The sequence below is a fragment of the Actinomycetota bacterium genome (assembly GCA_018830725.1).
Classification (GTDB): Bacteria; Actinomycetota; Humimicrobiia; order JAHJRV01; family JAHJRV01; genus JAHJRV01.
On the sequence record JAHJRV010000066.1, the window covers coordinates 15,333 to 38,322 of the forward strand.

A 22,990-nucleotide genomic window follows, 5' to 3' on the forward strand; every position below is an offset into this window, starting at 1 on the left:
CTTTATTATCTCTTCTTAAAAAAATAAAAACCGGCTAAAAATTATTTGATGTTTTTAAGGCCGGTTGTACCATAAGCTCTATGAGATATAAGTACCCAGATTAAATCCCACTTCAAAGCTTCCTTAATTTTTTTCTTATATTTAGTTTTTATATATATCATCTTTTTATAAAAAAAGCAAGAATTTTTTTAAAAAATTTTCAAACCAAAATAGAATATTATCATTTTTTTTCTAAATTTTTTGACAGTTATATTAATTTGCATTTCCTCCTATACAGTTACTTTCCAATAAACCATATATATTATTAAATTGGATTTTTTAGTCGGGTACGCTATTAGCTCCACCTTCCTCAAGCATCTACTTTTGAGAAAATTTTTTTAGATTATAAGTATAAAATATTAATTTAATAATATCAAATTCTCAAATTGGATTATTTTATTTAATTTGAATTTATAAAACAAAGAACTTTTTCTTATAGAGGCTAAAGAGTCAGTATTATCAATAAAAATTGATTAGAGAATAAAAAAGCCATTTAGTTTAGAGGCTAAATGGCAATTATTTAAAAATAGCCGGTTGCACTACTAGCTCTTCACACCCTAAGTGCCCAAATTACTGGATGTGATTCATAGCCTCTATTTCTAATAAGTTATTTCTATTAATTTTTAAAAGAACAATTTAATTTAAAATTAGAGTTATTATAACATATTTTTTCTAATTGTAAAGTATTTTTATAAAAATTTTTTAAATTTTTTATAAATTTTATCTATTTTATAAAAATTTCTAATATCTAAAGCCTTAATATTATATATTATTAATATTAAATCTTAATTTCAGATTTAAAGGGACTGTGTTATATTTTCTGTAAAATTGATCTTTGAAAATTTGAATGGGTCATCAAAATCCTTCATAATGTTTAAAAAACATTTAAAAAGGAGGTAACCAGATGACCCAAGTAAATATTACTAAATTAAAAGAAATTTATCAAGAAGCAGTAGAAAAAGATTCTGATTTTATGAAGAAACTTTCAAACTACATACTGCAGAAAGTAATGGAAATGGAAAGAGATGAACAGATTGGTGTTAAAGAGTACATAAGAGATGAAAAACAAAGAAAAGGAAGTAGAAATGGATACAAAAAGAGAACTTTTAATACTAGATTAGGTAAGATGGAGTTATTAAAGCCCCAGATAAGGGAATTTCCCTTTAATACAAATGTGTTTGAATATTATCAGAGAAGTGAGAAGGCATTGATGTTAACAATTCAACAGATGGTGATAGATGGAGTATCTACAAATAAGGTGAAAAAGATAATAGGCAAGCTATCATCTGATTTAAGTTTTTCTAAATCAACAGTTTCAAGACTAATGAAAGAGCTAGATCCTATGATAAAGTCCTGGCGTAATGAGAAATTAAGTAAAAATTATGCTTACATTATTCCAGATGCTTGTTACTTTTATGTAAGAGAAAACAGTTCTGTTGTAAAAAGACCTCTATTAATTAGTGTGGCAGTAGATATGACCGGTTATAGGAAGATATTAGGAGTAGATATGAAAATTGATGAGAGTGAAGAGTCCTTAAAGAGAACATATATTAAGTCTTAAAGAAAGAGGACTAAAAACAGTAAATCTTACTACATCAGATAATAATAAGGGACTAGTTAAAGTACTTACTGAAGAGTTTGCAGGAACTGCCCATCAAAGATGTATGGTTCATTTTGAGAGAAATTTATTATCTTATGTACCTGCAAAGGAAAGAAAGCTGTTGAGTAAATACATAAAGGCAATATATAGTTGCCCTAATAAAGAGATGGCATTAAAGATAGCAAATTTAATATCAGATAAATACAGAAATATTTATCCTAAGCTATCAAAACTTTTAGATGAAAATGTAGAAGAAACATTAACATTTTACAGTTATCCAGAAAATCATCACAGAAAGATTAGAACTACTAATATAATAGAAGGAACTCTAAATTCTATGTTAAAGAGACGTTCTAGAGTTGTTGGCATATTTCCAAACAGAGAATCGTGTATTAGATATGCTTGCTCTCTACTTATGGAAATAGATGAGGAATGGCAAACTAATAGAAGATATATGAGAATGCTAAAAGAAGATGAAAATTTAGATGTTGATGAATATTTCATGAGAGAGATAAATGACATAAGAAATGAAATAAAAAAAGAGAAGGAGTTGGTGACTCTTTGAATTTTACAGAAAAATTGGGATTGACTCAATTTAAAAAAATTTATATAATTTGTATAATTCATAATTAATGAAGTTTTATAAATTTTTCTTTTTTAATTTTATAAATTTCCTGGATTTGCTAAAATTTAAGCAGCTGAATTTCTTTGCGGTTTTAAAAAGTAAAATAAAATAAAATAAATAAAACATAAGTAGTGGAATTTGAATTTGCAAATTAATAATAAAACAAGTTTCAATGAGTATTAGGTTTATTTCCTTAATAAAGATTACAACACTTTTTTTGCTTTTAGTAATGCTGGCAGGGTGTGCTAGAAGAGAAGCTAGTGATGCCTTTATCCAGATTAAAGGCTCAGATACAGAGGTTAATCTTGTTCAGAGGTTGGCAGAAGAATTTATGAAGGATCATCAAATTTATATTGCAATTACAGGAGGAGGGTCTGGAACAGGAATTGCTTCCCTAATTAACAAGCAAACAGATATAGCGAATTCCTCTCGTGCTATGAAGGATGAAGAGATAAAGTTGGCAAAAGATAATGGGGTTGATCCAGTAGCCATTGTTTTTGCCTTAGATGGATTGGCTCTGATTGTGCATGAAAGTCTTCCTGTAGAATCTTTAACACTTGATGAGATAAGTCAGATTTATAGGGGAGAAGTTACTAATTGGAAGGAAGTAGGTGGTCCTGATCTTGGAATTTCAATGTATGGTAGGCAAAGCAATTCAGGAACATATATCTATTTAAGGGATAATGTAATTAAGGGAGATTATTCTCCTAAGGTTAGAAGTATGAATGGAACTGCACAGATTGTAGAAGCAGTTAGAAAGGATAAGGCAGGAATTGGGTATGTGGGCATTGGTTATATAATAGATGATAAAGGCAATACATTATCTGGAATAAAATCTTTAGAAATAGCAAAAGATATAAATTCTCCTTTTGTTTCTCCTTTAGATCCTGAGAATGTGAAATCTGGACTTTATCCTATTGTAAGACCCCTATATCAATATACAGATGGTAAACCCAAGGGCAACATACTAAATCTCATACTTTTTGAATTAAGTGATAGGGGACAGGATTTAGTTATGAAGGAAGGTTACTATCCTGTAACATCTGAATATATGGAAATTAATGAAAGCTTAGGAATTTTCGAATAACTTAATTATTTTAAAATATAATTTTTTACTAAAAAATTTTTTATGTTCTTTTTTCAAACAGGACTGTAAAATTAGTTTGTTAATAGTATATATTGAATATGAAATTCAATTTATCTACTTAATTTCGAAATAAAAATATTGAAATTAATTTAATACATGAAATTATATTTATTTGTATAATATGAAAAATAAAATTATAAAAGCAATGAACTTGAAAAGGATTAAAGAGAAAGCAATATATTATTTCTTTTTTCTAACAGGAATTTTAGCGGTTATTATTCTTTTAGGTATCTTTTTAATGCTTCTTTTAAATGGATTACAAACATTCAGAGATGTTAGATTTTCTGATTTTTTCTTTGGAACTGTCTGGAACCCTTCTGCTTACGGAGAATCTTCTTATGGAATTCTCTCCATGATTGTGAGCACTTTTATGGTTACTTTAGGTGCTATGATAATTGCAGTGCCACTTGGTATTGGTGCTGCTGCTTATATTGCTGAAATTGCAAGTCAAAGGACAAGGGACATTTTAAAGACAATTATGGGAATTTTAGCAGGGATTCCATCAGTTGTTATTGGTTTCATAGGAATTGTTTTAGTTGGACCTTTTATAGCCAGGGTTTTTGGATTGTCATCCGGTTTAAATGCTCTAAATGGTTCTATTCTTTTAGCAGTTATGTCCTTACCCACTATTATTAGCGTTTCAGAGGATGCAATAAGAGAAGTTCCAAAGGAATATAAGGAGGCGTCTTATGCACTTGGAGCAAATAGATGGATGACTTTAATTAAAGTTACGATTCCAGCTGCTTATTCAGGAATTATAGTATCCATTATGTTAGGAATTGGTAGAGCAATTGGAGAAACTATGACAGTTTTAATGGCTACTGGAAATGCTTCAGCAATGCCACATAGTTTTTTTGATTCTGTAAGAACAATAACAGCTACAATAGCTATTGAAATGGGGGAGGTTCCTTATGGTACAACCCATTATTATGCATTATTTGCTGTTGGTGCAACTCTTTTTCTAATAAGTTTAGGAGTTAATCTAATTGCAGAGATAGTGACTTCTAAATATCGAGGTGCTAAAGTATGAAACTAAAGAGATTAAGAGGGATAATAGGATTTAGTTTACTCAGACTCTCTGCTCTTGTCGTTGTATTAATATTAAGTATTATTGTATTTGATATTGCCATAAAAGGATTTAGAGCTATTAGTTTGACCTTCTTGTTTGATTTTCCTAAAGAAGGAATGACTAAAGGAGGAATATTTCCAGCAATTATTGGAACAATATTCGTAACAGTTATAACTACACTATTTTCAATTCCACTTGGTATTTCAGCAGCAATATATTTGAGTGAATATGCAGTAGAGGGAAGACTTACTCGTCTTGTTAGTGCTGCAATTAGAAATTTAGCTGGTATTCCTTCAATTGTTTACGGTTTATTTGGTGTAGTAATATTTGTGCAAGGATTAAATTTTGGGACATCAGTATTATCCTCAGGACTTACTTTAGGATTATTAACATTGCCTTGGATTATTGCTACTTCTGAAGAGGCTCTTAAAATTGTACCACAATCATATAGGGAAGGATCTTTAGCTTTAGGTGCGACAAAGTGGCAGACTATTCGTTCAAATGTTTTACCATATGCATTTCCTGGGATATTGACAGGCAGTATCTTAGGACTTTCAAGAGCAATAGGGGAGACCGCTCCAATTCTTTTTACTGGTGTTGCTTTCTTCCTGCCTTGGTTACCTAGTTCAGTTTTTGATCAGTTTATGGCTCTTCCTTATCATATATATATTTTATCCACACAGCATCATGCTATTGAACAGGTTAGACCCTTGGCTTATGGCACAACTTTAGTATTAATAGCAATAGTATTTTTGTTAAACTTAGCCGCCATTATCATAAGATATCGACTTGGAAGAAAATATAAAATATAACTTAATTTTAATATAGGATAACTCTAAAACTAAGGCTTTGAGTTAAAATAAAACTTAGGAAAAATCTGAATTTTGTCATTCTGAGGAGTGAAGCGACGAAGAATCTCTCTCAGAGGTAAATATAGAAATAACTTATTTAGAGTTTTATAAATAAGAATATGCAAAAGATAATACTGCATAGAGTAAAAGTATATAAAAGTATAAAAAAATTGTAGTTTTATGGAGGTTTTAAACTATATGGATAAGATTGTGATGAAGGACTTGAGTTTATTCTATGGTGAGAATAAGGTCATTGATAAGATAAATCTGTATATTCCAGAAAATAAGATTACTGCAATCATTGGTCCATCAGGTTGTGGAAAGACCAGTTTATTAAGATCTATAAACAGACTAAACGATCTTATCCCAAATGCAAGAGTCAAAGGACAAATACTTTTTAATGAAAAAGATATAAATGCAGATGATGCTGATGTTGTAGCGATTAGAAGAAAAATAGGGATGATTTTCCAGAAACCAAATCCTTTCCCAAAATCAATATTTGAAAATGTTGCTTTTGGACTTAAAATTGATGGTATCAAAAACAAAAGAGAGATTACTGAGATAGTGGAAAAAAGTCTGAGAGACAGTGGTCTTTGGGGGGAGGTTAAATTTCAACTTAATAGTTCTGCTTTGGAACTTTCTGGAGGGCAACAACAGAGATTATGCATTGCCAGAACTCTTGCTATTCAACCGGAAGTTATTTTAATGGATGAACCCTGTTCTGCTTTAGATCCCACAAGTATGTTAAAGATAGAAGAATTAATGAAGGAACTAAAAGAGCAATATACTATTATATTAGTTACTCATAATATGCAACAAGCATCAAGAGTTTCAGATTTTACTGGATTTCTATATATGGGTAAAATTATTGAGTTTGGAGATACAAATCAAATATTTACTAGACCCAAAGAGAAACTTACAGATGATTATATTAGTGGTCGTTTTGCATAAAACAAGGAGGCAATAACTATGGTAAGAGAGGTTTTTCAAGAAAAATTAAAAGAACTTGAAAAGGAAATTATTGAAATGGGAGAGATGGTAATTACTGCTATAAACCGTTCTATTGAAGCACTAAAGTCTCGTGATCTGGACAAAGCTAAAAATATAATAAACGATGATCTTCTCATAAATAAGAGAAGATGGGATATTGAAGAAAAGTGCATCAATCTAATATCCACTCAACAACCTGTAGCTACTGACTTAAGGACATTAATCACAATTTTAAATATCATTACGGAATTAGAACGTATGGGTGATCATGCTGAAGGAATTGCAAGAGTTGTTATTATGTATGGTGATAAACCATTGATAAAACCTTTAATTGATATTCCGAGAATGGCTGAAAAAGTTAATAGTATGATTAAAAGAAGTCTTGAAGCATTAATAAAAAGAGATGAAAATACTGCAAGAGAGATATGTAGTGAAGATGATATAATTGATAATCTTCATGAACAGGTTTATCGTGAACTTATAACCTTTATGCTTGAAGATCCAAAAAAAATCACTGGTTCTACATATCTAATATGGGTTTCTCGTCATTTGGAAAGAATTGCTGACCGTGTTACTAATATTTGTGAGCGCATAATTTATCTTGTCACAGGTGTTATGGAAGAAATAGAAGTCTCAAGATATTAGGGATAAGGTCTTGCAATATAACATTTCTTTGAATCAATTTTAAGAGTTATATTAGAATGTCAAGTTTTGTAATATTACATTCCTTTATTAATAAATAATTGTAAGATTTTTTACAATATGCCTTTTCTTTAAACAAATTAGTTGCATCTTCTATTGACTTTCTGATAAGGTGAGCAGAGTAACCCAACTCCTCACTTGCCTTTTAATCTAAATAATATCTTAATTATTTCTTCATAATTTCTAAACATTCTTTTGGTATCCTTTTATCAGTCCAATTTGACTGATAAAAAGAGAACAGTGAAAAAGGAGGCATTTATGTCCACAAAACTAAAAATTCTTATAGGATTACTTGTTTTACATAGAGAGTCTAACTCATTAACAATACACGTAAAATATTAAAATTATTAAATATATAAGGAGAAGAAATGATCACAAAAACGGATATCAGAACATTGAGTAGATTAAATATTAAAAATAATAAATTAAATAAGAAAACTAAATTAAAAGTGCTTACAATACTTATCATAGCCTTTTTTGTGAGCATTGTAACAAATATAAGCTGTGCGCCACTTTTTGGAACAAAAGTCAGTGAAGAGGAAACTGCAATAGTAGAAGTGGGAGATTTAGGAGAAACAATATCAATAATAGGAGAAGTTGTTCCTAAAAATGAAATGGATGTTAGTTTTAAAACTACTGGGACAGTTGAAGATGTTAATGTAAAAGAAGGTGATGTTGTAAGAAAGGGAGATATTATAGCTACTCTTAAAAATGAAGATTTAGAAATAGCCTTAGAAAATTATGAAAAGGACTTAAATAATGCAAAACAGAGAACTAATCAAGAGATAAAGGTAGCTCAAGATGCAGTAGATAATGCTGATAAGGCAAGTCATAACATCTGGATATTAAATCAGAAGAAAAGTCAGCTATATGATCAGCAGAAACCACCTGCAGGTGCAACTGGTGAAGAAAGAACTGCAGATAAATACCAGGATTCTGTAAACAAGCAATCAGATAAGATTAGCCTGGAAAAGGCTCATGATACATACTGGAATTCAGTCAATAATCTAAATACTATAAAAATAAATTCAGAAGTAGAGATAGAAAATCTAAAAAGAACAGTATCAGAAGCAAAAAGAGAGTTAGAGGATTTAATCTTAACATCTCCTATAGATGGAACGATAACCTATTTAGAAGTAAAGGTTGGACAAGAAATAGAGGCTCAAACAACAACTCAAGTAACAATTACAGATTTATCAAAAATTCATATAGAGGCAGATGTTGACGAGATTGATATTGGGAAGTTAAAAGAGGGGCAGGAAGTAACAGTAGTGCTTGATACATATCCCGATGAAGAACTAACTGGAAATATTTACTATATATCACAGGTAGGTGATGAATCAACAGGAGCTGTAACATATGAGGTTAGATTTAATATTAAAGATAACAAAGGACTTAAAATCAGGGCACTAATGAGCGCAACAATAGATATAGAGATTGAGGGAAGAAAGAATGTTTTAATTTTACCAAATAATACAATAACAGAAAGAGACAATAAAAAATTCGTTACATTAGTAATTAAAGAAGAAAAGAGAGAAGTAGAGATTGAAACAGGATATTCTGATGAAGTAAATACAGAAATACTCTCAGGTCTAAAAGAAGGTGATAAAGTATTAATTCAAATAGCTGAATAAATAAAGAAGTTTAAAGGCTTTATGAAGAGAAAAGATATGATCATTAATAAAGTAATCTCTAAGAATAACTTAAAAAAAGAAAGTAACTACATTGTTGAACTTGAAAATGTATCTGAAGAATTCAAGATGGGCAGTAGTGTAATAAAAGCCTTAGATAATATAAATTTAAAGATAAAAAGAGGTGAATTTCTATCGGTAATTGGAACATCTGGTTCTGGAAAATCAACATTATTAAACCTAATTGGTGGATTATTGAAACCAACAATTGGAAAGATTATAGTAGATGAGATTGATATCTCAACCTATTCTGATAATGAGATGGCTAATTACAGGAAGAATATGGTTGGATTTGTCTTTCAATCATTTAATCTTATTCCTACATTAACAGCTCTTGAGAATGTTGAATACCCAATGATATTTAGTGGTATTTCAAGGATAGAAAGGTTGAAAAGGTCTGAAGAAGTTCTTGAAAAATTAGGTTTAGGTGATAGATTAAAACATAATCCAACAGAGCTATCAGGCGGAGAGCAACAAAGGGTATCTATAGCAAGAGCAATTATAAATGAACCTGAGATAATTTTAGCTGATGAGCCAACTGGAAACTTAGATTCAAAAACAGGGAAAGGGATAATGGATGTATTAAAAACTATCAATGAGGAGATGAAAAGAACCTTAATAGTAGTAACACATGATATTTATATATCATATTATTCAGACAGAAGAGTTTATCTAAGTGATGGAAAAATAGTAAAAATAGAAGAAGGAAAGGTTTAAACAGATAAGCAATTAAAATAAAAATTTTTAATTTCATTAAAAGAAATAAAAATATAAATAATTAAAAGAGACATGAAATTTTCAGACTTAATTAAAATAGTAATAAAAAATCTAAAAAGAATGAAGATAAGAACAGCTCTTACAGTTATAGGTGTAATTGTTGGAACTGCAGCAATAGTTGCTTTGGTTGGTATTGGAACAGGCTTTCAGAAAAGCATAACAGGTCAATTTGAGAGTGTGGGATTAGCAAAAAGCATACAGGTATATCCACAAAAATTAGCTAGGGTAATGGGTCCAATCCATGGAACAAAACCTACGGAAGCTGAAGAAGTACCCTTAGATGATAAGATTATCAAAGAAATAAGCGAAATTGAAGGTGTTGAAGGTATATGTCCACTAATAACTTTAAAAGATGCAAAACTACAGATTGGCAATTATATTTCACAGGCAAGCACAGTTGGTGCAAATGACGATATGTTAAAACAGCTTGATATTGAGTTTGGAGAAAAGTTTAAAGAGACAGATCTAAGATACATAATAGTAGGGAGTGATATAAATAAAACTTTCTATGATATAAATACGGAAAAGAGTGTTGATGAAATAGAACTTCTTGGACAAAAAGGCAGGATTATAGTTGAACAATATAGTAGAGAAGGAGGAACTTCAATTACTAAATTTCCAGTTATAGTGGTTGGAATTCTTGAGCAATCTTATCCGGATTATGATTTATCTATATTTGTTCCTATTGAATTTGCAGAGCGTCTACAAAAAGCATCAAGAGGTGAATCCTTTGCTCTAAGGGAAGGAGAGTATACAGCAATACAGGTATTTTCAGAATCTGTGGAAAAAGTGGATAGTATAGTTGAAAAGATAAATGAAATGGGATTTAATGCCATGTCCATGGAACAGATTTTAGGAACTATATCTACAATATTTACTATATTAACAGGAGTACTGGGAGCCTTAGGAGCAATTGCACTTTTTGTTGCTGCAATTGGAATAGTTAATACATTGGTTATGTCCATTTATGAAAGATTTAGAGAAATAGGGATAATGAAAGCCGTTGGAGCATCAAATAGTGATATTAATAAAATATTTCTTTATGAAGCAAGAGCCATTGGTTTTATGGGTGGAGTGTTTGGTGTAATTGCGGGATATATTTTTGGGAAAGGACTTAATATCATAGCTTCTTATTTTATTCAAACATATACAGAAGATGGACTTGCTTCTCTCTCTAACTTAAATCTTTTTGAAGTTCCATTTTGGCTGTTTTTTGGAGCCATTATATTTGCTATTTTGCTTGGAGTTATTGCAGGGGTTTATCCAGCAAGAAGAGCTGCAAGACTTGATCCCATTGATGCATTAAGACATGAATAATCATAGAAATAAAAAGTATTAAAATTAATCCTTTATAATTCAGTAAAAGTAAAATAAGTTTTTATTGTATTTAGAAAAAAGATAAAAATTAAATTAAAAAGAAACAAGAGTAAATAACAGAAATTTTAATGAGTGTATAAATAACCATATATTATAAAAAGATATGTAAAGGGGAGGAATAATTGGAAGCGCTAAAAGTTTTTATATTTTCATTTTTTAATCCTTTTAAAGCGTTTAGAATAATAGAGAAAAAATGGGGATTTAAAATATACTGGTTTACTGCACTGCTCATCTTGCTAACTATAGTAATTTACTCTTTTACAGCTACACCCAGAGCAATAAGATTTTCTGAGAAATTAAAAGAATCACAAATTGAAGAAAGGAGAGAAAAGGTAGGTAGTCCTATGAAAAAAACGGGAGGTTCACAAGGACAAATACTAAGTTATCTAAAACAATTTACCAATGTCGGTTCTTCTGGAAATGTAATGCAATTTATTTCAATGTTAGCATCTCCTTTAGTACAAATTATAAGCTGGTTTTTTATAGCACTTGTATATTGGGGACTTATTTATATATTTAGGAACAAAACAGAATACAGTAAGATTCTTACAGTAGTTGTAATATCCTCAGTTCCTATACTAATTTCTACACTTGTAAATCTGTTTTATACTTTGTTTACAGGAAAAATAATAATGCACACCGGTTTAAGCGGTCTGGTAGCATCTGGAAATGTTTTTGCTGATAGTTCAAATCTTCTTTATATGATTCTCTCAAGAGTGGATATATTTATCCTCTGGGGTCTAATTCTTTTAATTATAGGTATTGCTATTGCCTGCAAAATGAAAGTCTGGAAATCCATATCAATAGTTTTAGTAGTTTATATATTAAGTATCATTGTTGTGATAACAACATCTTCAATTAGTACGGTGTTTCTTGGTGGTATATTCCCCCAATAACTAAATATATGAATTAATAATTATAAAAATTAGCAAGTATCTTGGATTCATAATTTATAAATTTCCTTGTTAAAGTTCAGAATGAGCTCAAAAATGATAAGTATTAAGTTTACAAATTTCCTTTAAGCAATAAAAGATAAAAAGATATGAAATGGTTCGTTTTTTATGAGGCTTAACTCAGTCGTTGACAGTGTAAATATTGATACTATATTATAAATTTGATATGTTACTACATAGAGGTAATAAAAAAAGAGATTTCAATGATTAATACAATTTTGGTAGTGGATGATAAAGAAGAATTACGAACATTGTTAGAAGATTATTTAACAAAAGAGGGCTTCCGTATATTAACAGCTACAAGTGGACGGAAGCTCTATTTATAGCACGCAATGAAAAACCAGATCTTGTAATTTTAGATCTAATGATGCCAGAAATGAGCGGATATGAATTTATTCGAGTTTACAGTAAGGAATCAGATATTCCTATTATCATCTTAACTGCTAAATTGGAAGAAAGTGATAAAATTTTAGGACTTGAAATGGGTGCAGATGATTATATTACAAAACCATTTAGTATGCATGAACTTACAGCAAGAATTCGTGCTGTATTGCGTCGTACAGGTAAAAAACCATTTAAACAAGAAATATTACGTGCAGCAGATATAATAATGAATCGTAAAAGTCGTATTGTAACAATAGGAGAGAAACATGTTGACTTAACACCTTCTGAATTTGACCTGTTAGCTACCTTAATGTCAAAACCAGGTCAGGTTTTTTCACGTCTTGAGTTGCTTAACAATTTACAGGGTAGCGCTTTTGAAGGATATGAACGCAACATTGATGTTCATATACGGAATTTGCGTGCTAAAATCGAGCCAAATCCCAGCGATCCAAGTTATATAGAGACTGTTTATGGAGTTGGTTATCGTTTTACTACTCAAATAACTAAGGGAGTTAGGTGATTAAGATGCGTTCTTTATCAATTAAACTTATACTAGCCTTTCTCATTATTAGTCTAACTGTAGTTATGATTGTTGCTTTATTCATTGGTCAACGGATGCGACCTGAATTTGGTAAATTTGTTTTAAACCGTTATAAAATTGATCTAATTAGTACATTAACTGAATACTATAAGGGAAGTAACAGTTGGGAAGGTATAAGTGCAATTTTAGTACGTGATAAAACAGGACATTGGAGACATTGGGGACGCATTTGGGTACCAGTAACACTTATTGATGCAAGTAGAGTAGTTGTATATAGTGGTCAGTACTACAAGGTGGGAGAGCAGATGACTCAAAGTGATATTAAAAATGGGGTACCAATAGAGATAGGTGGAAAAACAGTTGGTTGGTTATTATTTGATTTAATTGAAAATAGTAGCCACCCCATATTGGAATTACCAGAGATGAATTTCTTAAAGCGCATAAATGGAGTAATTGTTTTTAGTGCTTTGATTGCTGCATTAACTGCATTATTATTAGGTGTTTTGTTAGCACGTAACATTTCTCGTCCAATTCGTGAACTTACTGCTGCAACAAAAATCATTGCAAAAGGAGAGTTAGGGCACCAGGTGCCAGTTCGAACAAAGGATGAGTTAGGGGAACTGGCTTCTTCATTTAATAAAATGAGTTCTGATTTGGAACAATCAAACAAATTGCGTCACCAGATGACAACTAACATTGCCCATGATTTGCGAACACCATTGAGTGTAATCTTAGGTTATACTGAAGCATTGAGTGTTGGCAAGTTAGAAGGCAAATCAGAAGTATATGATGTTATACATAGAGAGGCTCAACATCTTGGTTACTTAATTGATGATTTGCGAACATTGTCTCTTGCAGATGCTGGAGAATTGTCATTGAATCGTAGATATGTTTCACCATATAAGTTGTTAAAACGAACTGCATCAGCATATATGACACAAACCAAAAAGCAAGATATTATTTTAGAAGTAAAAGCATCAGAGGATTTGCCAAAGATAGAAATAGATCCAGATAGGATGACACAGGTATTAGGAAATTTGGTAAGTAATGCATTGCGTTATACACAAAAGGGAGGACAGATAATATTATTAGCTAAATATTATCCTGTATCAGTTAAAGGAAAAAATAATACAATTCACCTAAAAATCCACGATAATGGAGCTGGTATTGATCCAAAGGATTTGCCACACATTTTTGAGCGCTTCTACAGAGGTGATAAATCTCGTAAACAAAAAGAAGGTGAAACAGGCTTGGGACTTGCAATTGCAAAATCAATTGTAGAAGCACATGGTGGAACAATATCAGTTAAAAGTACACTCGGTAAAGGTACTACTTTTAAAATTTCACTTCCACTTTAAAATATTTATTATTTCACTTCTTCTTTCAAGTAAAACAATACAAATTTGCAGTACTTTTGTGAATATTTTATTTTGCTATCAATATGCAAAAAGAGGTGGAAACTACTAACATTTTTAGAAGCCCCACCTTTTTTATCAAATAATCTGATGCTATATCATAATCAACTTAGTTATAGACCATTATCTTTAGAGTCTATTGTTGTGGTGTTTTATCTACAGGATGTTCTCCCAATTTCATATGAAACAATTTCAACATCTTTTTATGATAAATAACAGCAGCAAAAATAAAAGTAGTAATTCCTATAATAGCTACAATTCCCAGTATAATCTTGAAAGGAAAGAAACCAACAAGTCCATGCATATTACCTCTTCCAAAATGACCATAAGGTCTTTTTAGTATATTTGAAGCAGGGAAACCACGATGGAAGGGAAAGATACCATGACTACGTTCTCCAAAATTAGCTACACTTAAAGATCCTACTCGATATCCAGCATAGTAAAGAGCATATCCACCACCAACCATAACAACAACAGCAAATATAATAAGTAATCCTATAAGAATTTTTCGTTTTGTAGACATAAATGCCTCCTTTTTTCTTCATTTTTATTAAGAAATGTTAATCAAATTAACTAACTTTAGAATAACAAAAAAATGTTTAGAAATTGTGAAGAAATAATTAAGATATTATTTAGATTAAAAGGCAAGTGAAGAGTTGGGGTTATTTCTGCTTTATACCCTTCTATATGGGAGGAGTAGGGGTAGCTTAAAATTCATTTAATAGATTTTTTATAAAAATAATTTGACACTCTCCAATTTTTACAAATAAATTTCTATTTTGCTCGATTTTATTGGAATTGTAAAATAAAATTAAAAAAAAATTATAATTTATAACATAATAGTTACCAAGTAATGTAACATTCATGTCATAAAATATGAAAAAACTATCTACTTTTTTCTTTTACGAAAAATAGCATTATTATAGCTAAGATAGTTAAGATTAATGAAAAGATAAATGGGGTAGACATACTAATTTTATCCCACAGGATTCCAGCAATAAAAGATGCTGGTAAAGCAGAAAGTCCAATTACCATTTGATAAGTTCCTAAAATACTTGCCCTGTATTTTGTAGGAGAGAGTTCAGAAACTAAAGTCCTTTGTACTGGCTCTAAAGAACCTTTATGTAGACCATATAAAACAAAGACTACAAATATTACCCAATAGCTTTTAATAAAAGCAAAACAAATACATAATAAAATCCAAAAAATGTAGGAGAGAACAAGAATTGGTTTCCTTCCTAATTTGTCAGATAACTTGCCAAATGGAAGAGCAGTTAAAGTTGCTACAACTGAAAATATTAAATAAAGTACAGGAATAAATTTAATTTGGAATCCAAGTTCTTTTGCAAATATTAATAAAAATGAATAGCTAAAAGCACCTAAAGCAAAAATTGTACTAAGAATTAGAAATAATATAAGGTTCTTATTAAAATCTTTTAGAGTTAATGATCTAAATACCTTTGTTATGCCTGCTCGTCTTTCTTTTATAAACATTAAGATGATAATTGCTCCAATAAAAGAGGGTATGGCAGCAATTAGGAACAGGTTTCTATATCCAAGTTTATTAAAAAGAAGAAGGCATAATAGTATTCCACACACTGCTCCTAAATTATCCATTGTTCTTAAAAAACCAAAATTTTTTCCACGATTCTCATCAGTAGAAAGGTCAGCTATTTCAGCATCTCTAGGTGCGCCTCTTATCTTACCTGCTCTATCTAAAATTTTAAATGGTATAAGATGTTGCCATATTGATGAAATGGCATATCCGACTCTGGAGATAGAACTCATTAAGTATCCTGGCCAGATAAAAATCTTTCTTTTTCTTATCCTGTCAGAAATGTAACCAGAGACTACCTGGGATAATGAAACAATAGCTTCACCCAAACCATCAATAAACCCTAAGGTTGACATATTTGCTTTTAGAACATTTGTTACAAACAATGGCCAGATTGGATATATCATATCTGAACCCATATCATTTAAAAATGAAGCCAAGCCAAATATCTTTATCACTCTTTTTGATTCTCTTTCATCCATTCTTAGTTTCCTTTTTTTATATTTTTTATTCATTAATAATATTTTTCTTTTAATTATAATTTTTAATAATAATTATTTTATCAATAATGATTATTTTTTAATAAAAAGATTAATTCTAAATAATAGTAATTTGTACTTTATCATATTTTTATACTTAATTAATTACTTATTCTTATTGGAATTAATGATATAATTTACCAAACAACTATTATAATTGATAATATTGTTTGGTAACTTTTACTTGACAAATGTTACCAAACAGTATATTATTTTTTTAGATATGTTTGGTAACTAAAGAGGGAGAGATGAAAGTAATTAAAGGGATTTTAGAGGAAGAGCTTCAGAATTCTCTTCGAATGAAAAAACAATATGAAAAGGCTTTAAACAAACTTCCTAAGGGATGTTTGGTCAAAAAACAGATTAAGGGGCATAATTACTATTATTTAGCTAGTAGAGAAATTAATAAAGTAAGGTTTATGTATAAAGGAAAAATTTCTGAGAGTGAGAGAAATAAATATATTGAAGCTAAGAAATTACGTGCAAAATATAGAAAACATCTATCTCAGAGTAATAAGCAGATAGCTTTTTTAAGAAAGGCTTTACGTGGAAAAGAAATACGATCTTTGTCTTGAAATTTTAAAAAGATTTCAACAAGTAGGAATCTTAGATAAAATAATAATAGTGGGAAGTTGGTGTATATATTTCTATAAAGAATATTTTCAAAATAAAAATTACACCTCTTCGATTAGAACAAGGGATATTGATATACTTGTCCCACTTCCATTTAGATCTAAAAAAACTATAAATATTCCTGAATTATTAAAAGACCTTGGGTTCATTGTGGATTTTCATAGAGAAGGTTATATTAGGCTTTTACATCCTGAGCTTATTATAGAGTTTTTAGTTCCAGAGAAGGGAAGAGGAACAGACAAACCTATTCATTTACCACAATTAGGCATAAAAGCAGAAGCTTTACGCTATATGAGTTTTATAGTAGATAATATAATAAAGTTAAATGTCTATAATTTAACTATAAATCTTCCTCATCCTGCAGCTTTTGCACTTCATGGTCTTTTAGTATCTTCCAGAAGATTTAGAGAATGGAAAAAAATTAAAGAAAAGCAAGAAGCTATTCATGTATTAAATGCTTTAATAGAAAATGGAGAGGAAGAGATAATAAGAAAATTATTTAATTCTATGCCTAAAAAGTGGAAACAGAAAGTAGTAAATATACTTGAAGAATTAGAAGAAATAAATATTCTTAATATTTTAATATTAAGAAAGTAGTTTATAACTGTTTTGAGGGGTAAAAAAATCACATATTAAGAAAATAGAAATATTAGAAATAGGTGAGGAAATAAGTAATATTTAAGAGATATGGTATTTAAAAAAAGTAAGAAAAGAATAAGTGAAATTTTAAGAATATTGCATAAAAATTTTCCAGAAGCTAAGACAGCTCTAAAATGTAGTAATGCATTTGAGCTTTTGATTGCTACAATACTTTCTGCTCAATGCACGGATAAGCAGGTAAATAAGGTAATGAAAAATCTTGTTAAAAAATATCCTTCACCTTATGAATATACTTATGCAAATCCGATTGAGTTGGAGCAGGACATAAAACCTACAGGTTTTTATAAAAATAAAGCAAAAAACATTATTGCATGTTGTAAAAAATTAATAGAAGATTTCGAAGGAAAGGTACCTGATAATATGGTAGATTTAGTCTCTCTTCCTGGGGTGGGTAGAAAGACTGCAAGTGTTGTTTTGGGAAACCATTTTAATATTCCATCTATTGCTGTTGATACACATGTAAATAGAGTTTCAAGACGTTTAGGACTTACTTCAGAAGAAAAAGCAGAAAAAATTGAACTGGATTTAATGAAAGTAATTCCAAAGGACGAGTGGATATTCTTTTCAAATTCCTTAATTCTACATGGTCGTTACATATGTAAATCAAAAAAGCCTGATTGTTTAAATTGTGATTTCAACAAGCTTTGCCCTTCTAAAAACCTTTATATTTAGAAATAACTACTCAATTTTTTCCATTTTTATTTTATGAAGCTTCTCTAAACTGGCTTTAATTTCTGTAAGCTTCTTTCCGTATAGTGGATAGAATGATATTGAGATGAAAGCTAAAGCCAGAGAAATAATAGGAACGATAGATATTAGAGAACGGAGTCCTAATGCTACTGATGATGGTTGCACTTTAAGTTCTGCATTATATCCAGTTGAAGTGAGAACAAATGAAATCATTATTGCTTGAATTGAAAGTGATATTCTTACTATAAATCCTTGCATTCCGAAATACATCCCTTCTCTTCTAACACCAGTTTTAAGTTCATCCTCATCAATAACGTCTGAAAGTAAGATATCAAAAAGAAAATTTAAACCAGCTAAACCTATACCAAGAAATGCAGAAACAATCATTCCAGTCGTTATATTGTCTATAAAAAATAGAGGAATTATTGCTATAGAAAAAGTTATTATTGCTATCCTAAATGCTTTTTTAGCTCCGAATTTATCAGTTATTTTTTTCCATATAAGTATTGTGGCAAAAGCAACTAAGAATATAGGTAATAACATTTTTGTATTGTCTTGATCGGTACCTTTTAAGACATATTTTGTGTAGAAGGGTAAGCAAGCTATGAGCATTGTAAAACTAAGTTGAACTAAAAAACTAGCTAAAACATAGGTTATAAAAGAACGATTTTTAAGGGAGCATTTTAATGCTTGAGTGAAAGGAAGTGCTTTTTCTATACTGAATTCTTTTTTCTCTTTGCTTCCCCATAAAGATATACTCATAATAATGATAAAAATTGATCCATATAAAATTCCCATGCCACTCCAACCAATTCTTGTATAAACAAGAGGGGAGAGGGCTGATCCTGTTATTAATCCAATAAATAGTAGAAAATTCCTGTATCCAGCAACCTCAGTTCTTTCTTTTAAATTAGTAAACATTTCTGGAAAAAGTGCTGATGTGTTTAAAAATATTAGTGTATAAAATGTGTCGAAGAGAAAAACAAAAATTAAATAATAAATAAAAAGTTGAGTTGTCTGACCACGCTCTACTCTAAAAGGTGGGGACCAAATAAGTGCAAAACAGATTGCTAATGGAATTATGCTAAATGCAATATAAGGAATTCTTCTGCCCCATTTAGTTCTTGTTTTATCAGAAAAATGTCCAAATAGCGGGTCGTTAATTGCATTCCATATACTATATAAAATCCATCCATTACGGAAGAGTTGTGGGCTCAGTTTCATTAAATCTATATAAAAATAATTTACATAAGTTCCAAATGTATTAGAAACAAATTGAGAAGCAAATGAGCAAAAACTATAAGCAATCTTTTTTGTTCTCTTCATAAGCCTACACCATCAATTTTGAAACCACAGTGCTGGCATATCCCATCTTTAATATCCTTTTTTGTTATCTGATATCCCCATCTTTTAATTACTAAATTCTTACAGTTTGGACAGTATGTGCTTTCTCCTTTGCTATCTGGAACATTTCCCTCATATACATATTTAAGACCTTCATTTAAACCAATCTCTCTTGCCTTGTGAATGGTATCAATGGGTGTTGGTGGTTTGTCTTTTAAATTATATGAAGGATAAAATCTGCTTATATGCCAGGGAGTATCGTCACCTAATTCATTAACTATAAATTTTGCTATTTTTCTTAACTCATCAGGTGAATCATTGAGTGAGGGGATTATAAGTGTTGTTACTTCAACCCAAATTCCCAATTTTTTCATTAATTTTAGAGTATCTAAAACTGGTTGTAATCGGGCACCACATAACTTTCTGTAAAAATCATCGCTAAATGATTTTAAATCCACATTAGCTGCATCTAAGTAAGGATTAATCTCTTTTAATGCTTCCTCAGTCATATAACCATTTGTAACAAACACATTTTTAATATCTGCTTCATGAGCTAATTTAGCTGTATCGTATGCATATTCAAAGAATATAGTAGGTTCAGTATATGTATATGCAATACTTTTACTTCCATATCTTTTTGCATTCTCAACAATTGATTCTGGGGAAGCCTCATTGCCCATTATTAGATGTTTATCTCTCACCATCTGAGATATTTCCCAGTTTTGGCAAAATTGGCATTTAAAATTACAACCAACAGTTGCAATAGAATAAGCAGTAGTACCTGGATAAAAGTTAAATAACGGTTTCTTTTCAATTGGGTCAATAGCTTGAGATATTGTTCTACCATATACAAGTGTATATAAAATTCCATCTCTATTTTCCCTAACGAGACATATTCCTTTTTTCCCTTCATTTATTTTGCATCGATGCGCACATAAATTACACTGTACTTTTTTATTACCAACTTTTTCATAAAGCATAGCTTCTTTCATAAGAATCCACCTTAAAATAAAGTCTTAACATTTAGGAATTTCAATTTTTTATTTTCAATATCTATTTTATATCAAAATTATATAACACCTATTTAAAAAACGAATATTATTAATTGTTATTACGAGCATATTCCTGGTTATCATTGATAATGTTTTACTGATTGTCATTGCGAGCCACTGAAGGTGGCGTGGCAATCTCAAATAAGATATGTTGTTAAATCTAATTAAAATGAGATTGCTCAGCCTGTTATGATAGAGATTGCTTCGTCGCTAAAGCTCCTCGCAATGACATATTAAAAATTTATTGTAATGACAACTGGAATCTCGTTCCTAGTAATGACACAGTATAGTTTAATTTTTTTTATTAAAAGGTAATGTTTGTAATATAATTAACTTAAAATTTTCTTGTTAAATTTATAGGAGGTTTTGTATGAGAGAAAAAAAAGTAACTATAAATAATCTCTTGGAGATGAAAAGAAAAGGTGAAAAAATTTCAATGGTGACTGCATATGATTATCATACTGCTGTTTTAGCTGATAGAGCTGGTATGGATGTTGTTTTGATAGGTGATAGTTTGGGTATGACAATGCTTGGATATGAGAGTACTCTTCCAGTTACAATGAATGAGATGATAATATTTTCAAAAGCAGTGACAAGAGGATGTAAAAGACCTTTAGTTGTTGGCGATATGCCTTATATGACTTATCAGGTTTCAATTGAAGATGCGATGAGAAATGCAGGAAGATTTATGAGTGAAGCAGGAACTGATGCAATTAAATTAGAGGGTGGTAAGCATATGGCAAAAACAGTAGAAGCTTTAGTTAAAGTTGGGATTCCTGTTATGGGACACATAGGTCTTACCCCACAAAGTATGGCAATGCTTGGTGGATTTAAAGTTCAAGGTAAAACTGCTCAGGCAGCAGTAGACATTTTAGATGATGCAATTGCATTGGAAAACGCGGGAGCATTTTTTATCCTTTTAGAACTTGTTCCAGCAGAAATTAGTAAGGTTGTATCTGAAAGATTAACAATTCCTACTGTGAGTATAGGAAGTGGACCAGACTGTGATGGCCAATTATTGATATTTCATGACCTTGTTGGTCTATTTGAAGCTTTTACACCAAAGCATGTTAAAAAGTATGCAAATCTATCAGGAGAAATAGAAAATGCTTTTAAAAACTATATAAAAGATGTAAAAGAAGTCAAATTTCCGACAGCTGAGCATTCATTTAAAATTTCTGAAGAAGAAAAGAAGATATTTTTAGACCTATTAAGTAAAAGAGAAAATAATTGAGTATGAGAAAGAACTATTAAAAGTAATAAAAGGAGGAGGATTAATGGAAAGAGTAAAAAAAGCAATAGAAAAAGTGGGTATTCCTGGAAGAGATGTATATGAGATTCCCGATTCTAATAAAGTTTTTCCTGATGGGGCACATTATAGAATGGAAATATCTGGTGTTGAAAGACCATCTACTCTAAAGGCATTAATTGATGAGGTTAATAAAAGAAAAATACCTGTTCATCGTCTTATTTCAACAGTAATGGGCTCAACTCTATTGGATAGAAAGGAACTAAAAGAATTTGCAAAAATGGCTTCTGATGCCAGAATGGAAGTTATTATTACTCCAGGACCACGAGGATTCTGGGATTTAGGAAAGCAGATAGCTACACCAGAAGGAGCACTTTCAGGTTTACGAGTAAGGGGATCAGACAACTTAGCTTTGCTTGTTTCGGATATTATGAGATGTATTGACATAGGATTTAGAGGTTTTTTAGTCTGGGATGAAGGGGTTCTATATCTTCTTAGTAAGATGAGAGAAAATGGAGATATTCCATCTGATGTTGTATTTAAAGTCTCTATATTTGCTGGTCATGCTAATGCAGCAGGAGCAAAGGTTTTGGAGAATTTAGGAGCAGATACATTTAATCCAGTTGGTGACTTAACACTTCCCATGCTTGCTTCAATAAGAAAAGTAGTAGATATTCCAATGGATATTCATGTGCTTTTATTTGATTCTATGGGAGGTTTTAATAGAATGTGGGAGACACCAGAGTTAGCAAGGGTAGTTTCTCCTTGTTATTTTAAGATAGAACCAGGTGCTTCAGTTGGTAGTTTATATAAACCGTGGGTATCTGAAGATTTATTAGCGAATATAGTTCGTGAAAAGGTCAAATATGCTCAGATAATAAAAGAAATGATAGATGAGAATCAACCAAAATTAAAGCTCTCAGAGATAGGTCCTGAAGATTTAGCCATCCCAAAAATCTAATTAATTAATTTAATAGAATTTCACATGATGTTATTACTTATTAAAAATTTTTATAAAAAAATATCAAAGTCAATCAGATTTTTATTTATTTCATTTATCTGCATTTTCCTTTTAAATTCTACATTTTTTCCATATTTTATATCTGA

At 30.4% G+C, this 22,990-nt stretch carries 21 protein-coding genes, 1 pseudogene and 2 riboswitches; of the genes and pseudogenes, 18 read left to right on the plus strand and 4 right to left on the minus strand.

What is annotated here, in order from left to right; translation table 11 throughout:
• Nucleotides 1–49: 49 nt before the first annotated feature.
• Nucleotides 50–132: riboswitch (cyclic di-GMP riboswitch) on the minus strand.
• 426 nt (nucleotides 133–558) lie between these two features.
• Nucleotides 559–643: riboswitch (cyclic di-GMP riboswitch) on the minus strand.
• Nucleotides 644–943: 300 nt separating this feature from the next.
• The 13 genes and pseudogenes from KKC53_03240 to KKC53_03300 all read left to right on the plus strand — a co-directional run bounded on the left by KKC53_03240 (nucleotide 944) and on the right by KKC53_03300 (nucleotide 14,104).
• Nucleotides 944–1,600 carry a transposase gene (locus KKC53_03240; GenBank protein MBU2598179.1) on the plus strand — a complete coding sequence of 219 codons (657 nt, stop codon included), beginning with the start codon at nucleotides 944–946 and terminating at the stop codon, nucleotides 1,598–1,600.
• Entirely contained in the window at nucleotides 1,587–2,204 is a 618-nt protein-coding gene (locus tag KKC53_03245; protein ID MBU2598180.1) for a transposase, read from the plus strand. Before KKC53_03240 ends, KKC53_03245 begins: the two co-directional genes overlap by 14 nt.
• 289 nt (nucleotides 2,205–2,493) lie before the next feature.
• Nucleotides 2,494–3,351, plus strand: a complete 858-nt coding sequence (locus KKC53_03250) for a phosphate ABC transporter substrate-binding protein (GenBank protein ID MBU2598181.1) — start codon at nucleotides 2,494–2,496, stop codon at nucleotides 3,349–3,351.
• A 205-nt stretch (nucleotides 3,352–3,556) separates the two neighbouring features.
• Nucleotides 3,557–4,441 carry a phosphate ABC transporter permease subunit PstC gene (gene pstC, locus KKC53_03255; GenBank protein MBU2598182.1) on the plus strand — a complete coding sequence of 295 codons (885 nt, stop codon included), beginning with the start codon at nucleotides 3,557–3,559 and terminating at the stop codon, nucleotides 4,439–4,441.
• The gene (gene pstA / locus KKC53_03260; protein MBU2598183.1) at nucleotides 4,438–5,292 is read left to right on the plus strand and encodes a phosphate ABC transporter permease PstA; all 855 of its coding nucleotides are present in this window, start codon (nucleotides 4,438–4,440) and stop codon (nucleotides 5,290–5,292) included. Before pstC ends, pstA begins: the two co-directional genes overlap by 4 nt.
• Nucleotides 5,293–5,529: 237 nt before the next feature.
• On the plus strand, nucleotides 5,530–6,282 hold the full coding sequence (gene pstB / locus KKC53_03265; protein MBU2598184.1) for a phosphate ABC transporter ATP-binding protein: 753 nt from the start codon (nucleotides 5,530–5,532) through the stop codon (nucleotides 6,280–6,282).
• A gap of 18 nt (nucleotides 6,283–6,300) precedes the next feature.
• Nucleotides 6,301–6,966, plus strand: coding sequence for a phosphate signaling complex protein PhoU (gene phoU / locus KKC53_03270; protein ID MBU2598185.1), 666 nt, complete (start codon nucleotides 6,301–6,303; stop codon nucleotides 6,964–6,966).
• 425 nt (nucleotides 6,967–7,391) lie between these two features.
• Entirely contained in the window at nucleotides 7,392–8,657 is a 1,266-nt protein-coding gene (locus KKC53_03275; protein ID MBU2598186.1) for an efflux RND transporter periplasmic adaptor subunit, read from the plus strand.
• Between the two features lie 90 nt (nucleotides 8,658–8,747).
• Entirely contained in the window at nucleotides 8,748–9,431 is a 684-nt protein-coding gene (locus KKC53_03280; GenBank protein MBU2598187.1) for an ABC transporter ATP-binding protein, read from the plus strand.
• 72 nt (nucleotides 9,432–9,503) lie between these two features.
• Nucleotides 9,504–10,808 (plus strand): ABC transporter permease, encoded by a 1,305-nt coding sequence (locus KKC53_03285; GenBank protein ID MBU2598188.1) that lies wholly within the window; start codon nucleotides 9,504–9,506, stop codon nucleotides 10,806–10,808.
• A gap of 182 nt (nucleotides 10,809–10,990) precedes the next feature.
• The gene (locus KKC53_03290) at nucleotides 10,991–11,764 is read left to right on the plus strand and encodes a YIP1 family protein (protein ID MBU2598189.1); all 774 of its coding nucleotides are present in this window, start codon (nucleotides 10,991–10,993) and stop codon (nucleotides 11,762–11,764) included.
• A 260-nt stretch (nucleotides 11,765–12,024) separates the two neighbouring features.
• Nucleotides 12,025–12,725, plus strand: a pseudogene (locus tag KKC53_03295) (response regulator transcription factor).
• Nucleotides 12,722–14,104, plus strand: a complete 1,383-nt coding sequence (locus KKC53_03300) for a HAMP domain-containing histidine kinase (GenBank protein ID MBU2598190.1) — start codon at nucleotides 12,722–12,724, stop codon at nucleotides 14,102–14,104. Before KKC53_03295 ends, KKC53_03300 begins: the two are co-directional and overlap by 4 nt.
• 193 nt (nucleotides 14,105–14,297) lie before the next feature.
• Here the strand turns inward: KKC53_03300 and KKC53_03305 are convergent, their stop codons facing one another.
• Together KKC53_03305 and KKC53_03310 are read right to left on the minus strand one after the other, a co-directional pair.
• A complete protein-coding gene (locus tag KKC53_03305; GenBank protein MBU2598191.1) occupies nucleotides 14,298–14,684 on the minus strand; it encodes a hypothetical protein in 387 nt (128 codons plus the stop codon).
• Between the two features lie 362 nt (nucleotides 14,685–15,046).
• Complete coding sequence (locus KKC53_03310) at nucleotides 15,047–16,231, minus strand: MFS transporter (protein MBU2598192.1); 1,185 nt, start codon at nucleotides 16,229–16,231, stop codon at nucleotides 15,047–15,049.
• Between the two features lie 272 nt (nucleotides 16,232–16,503).
• On the opposite strand from KKC53_03310, the gene KKC53_03315 reads away from it, so the two are divergent.
• The 3 genes from KKC53_03315 to nth all read left to right on the plus strand — a co-directional run bounded on the left by KKC53_03315 (nucleotide 16,504) and on the right by nth (nucleotide 18,220).
• Nucleotides 16,504–16,830, plus strand: a complete 327-nt coding sequence (locus KKC53_03315; protein ID MBU2598193.1) for a hypothetical protein — start codon at nucleotides 16,504–16,506, stop codon at nucleotides 16,828–16,830.
• Complete coding sequence (locus tag KKC53_03320) at nucleotides 16,802–17,485, plus strand: nucleotidyltransferase domain-containing protein (GenBank protein ID MBU2598194.1); 684 nt, start codon at nucleotides 16,802–16,804, stop codon at nucleotides 17,483–17,485. Before KKC53_03315 ends, KKC53_03320 begins: the two co-directional genes overlap by 29 nt.
• 90 nt (nucleotides 17,486–17,575) lie before the next feature.
• Nucleotides 17,576–18,220: an endonuclease III gene (nth, locus tag KKC53_03325; protein ID MBU2598195.1), complete on the plus strand. Its 645-nt coding sequence runs from the start codon at nucleotides 17,576–17,578 to the stop codon at nucleotides 18,218–18,220.
• Nucleotides 18,221–18,226: 6 nt separating this feature from the next.
• Here nth and KKC53_03330 read toward each other — a convergent pair whose 3' ends face one another.
• Both KKC53_03330 and amrS read right to left on the minus strand, forming a co-directional pair.
• Entirely contained in the window at nucleotides 18,227–19,564 is a 1,338-nt protein-coding gene (locus KKC53_03330; protein MBU2598196.1) for an MFS transporter, read from the minus strand.
• Entirely contained in the window at nucleotides 19,561–20,574 is a 1,014-nt protein-coding gene (amrS, locus tag KKC53_03335) for an AmmeMemoRadiSam system radical SAM enzyme (protein MBU2598197.1), read from the minus strand. The genes KKC53_03330 and amrS overlap by 4 nt, the downstream gene beginning before the upstream one ends.
• 430 nt (nucleotides 20,575–21,004) lie before the next feature.
• On the opposite strand from amrS, the gene panB reads away from it, so the two are divergent.
• Together panB and KKC53_03345 are read left to right on the plus strand one after the other, a co-directional pair.
• Complete coding sequence (gene panB, locus KKC53_03340) at nucleotides 21,005–21,868, plus strand: 3-methyl-2-oxobutanoate hydroxymethyltransferase (protein MBU2598198.1); 864 nt, start codon at nucleotides 21,005–21,007, stop codon at nucleotides 21,866–21,868.
• 43 nt (nucleotides 21,869–21,911) lie between these two features.
• On the plus strand, nucleotides 21,912–22,844 hold the full coding sequence (locus tag KKC53_03345) for a hypothetical protein (GenBank protein MBU2598199.1): 933 nt from the start codon (nucleotides 21,912–21,914) through the stop codon (nucleotides 22,842–22,844).
• Nucleotides 22,845–22,990 lie beyond the last annotated feature (146 nt).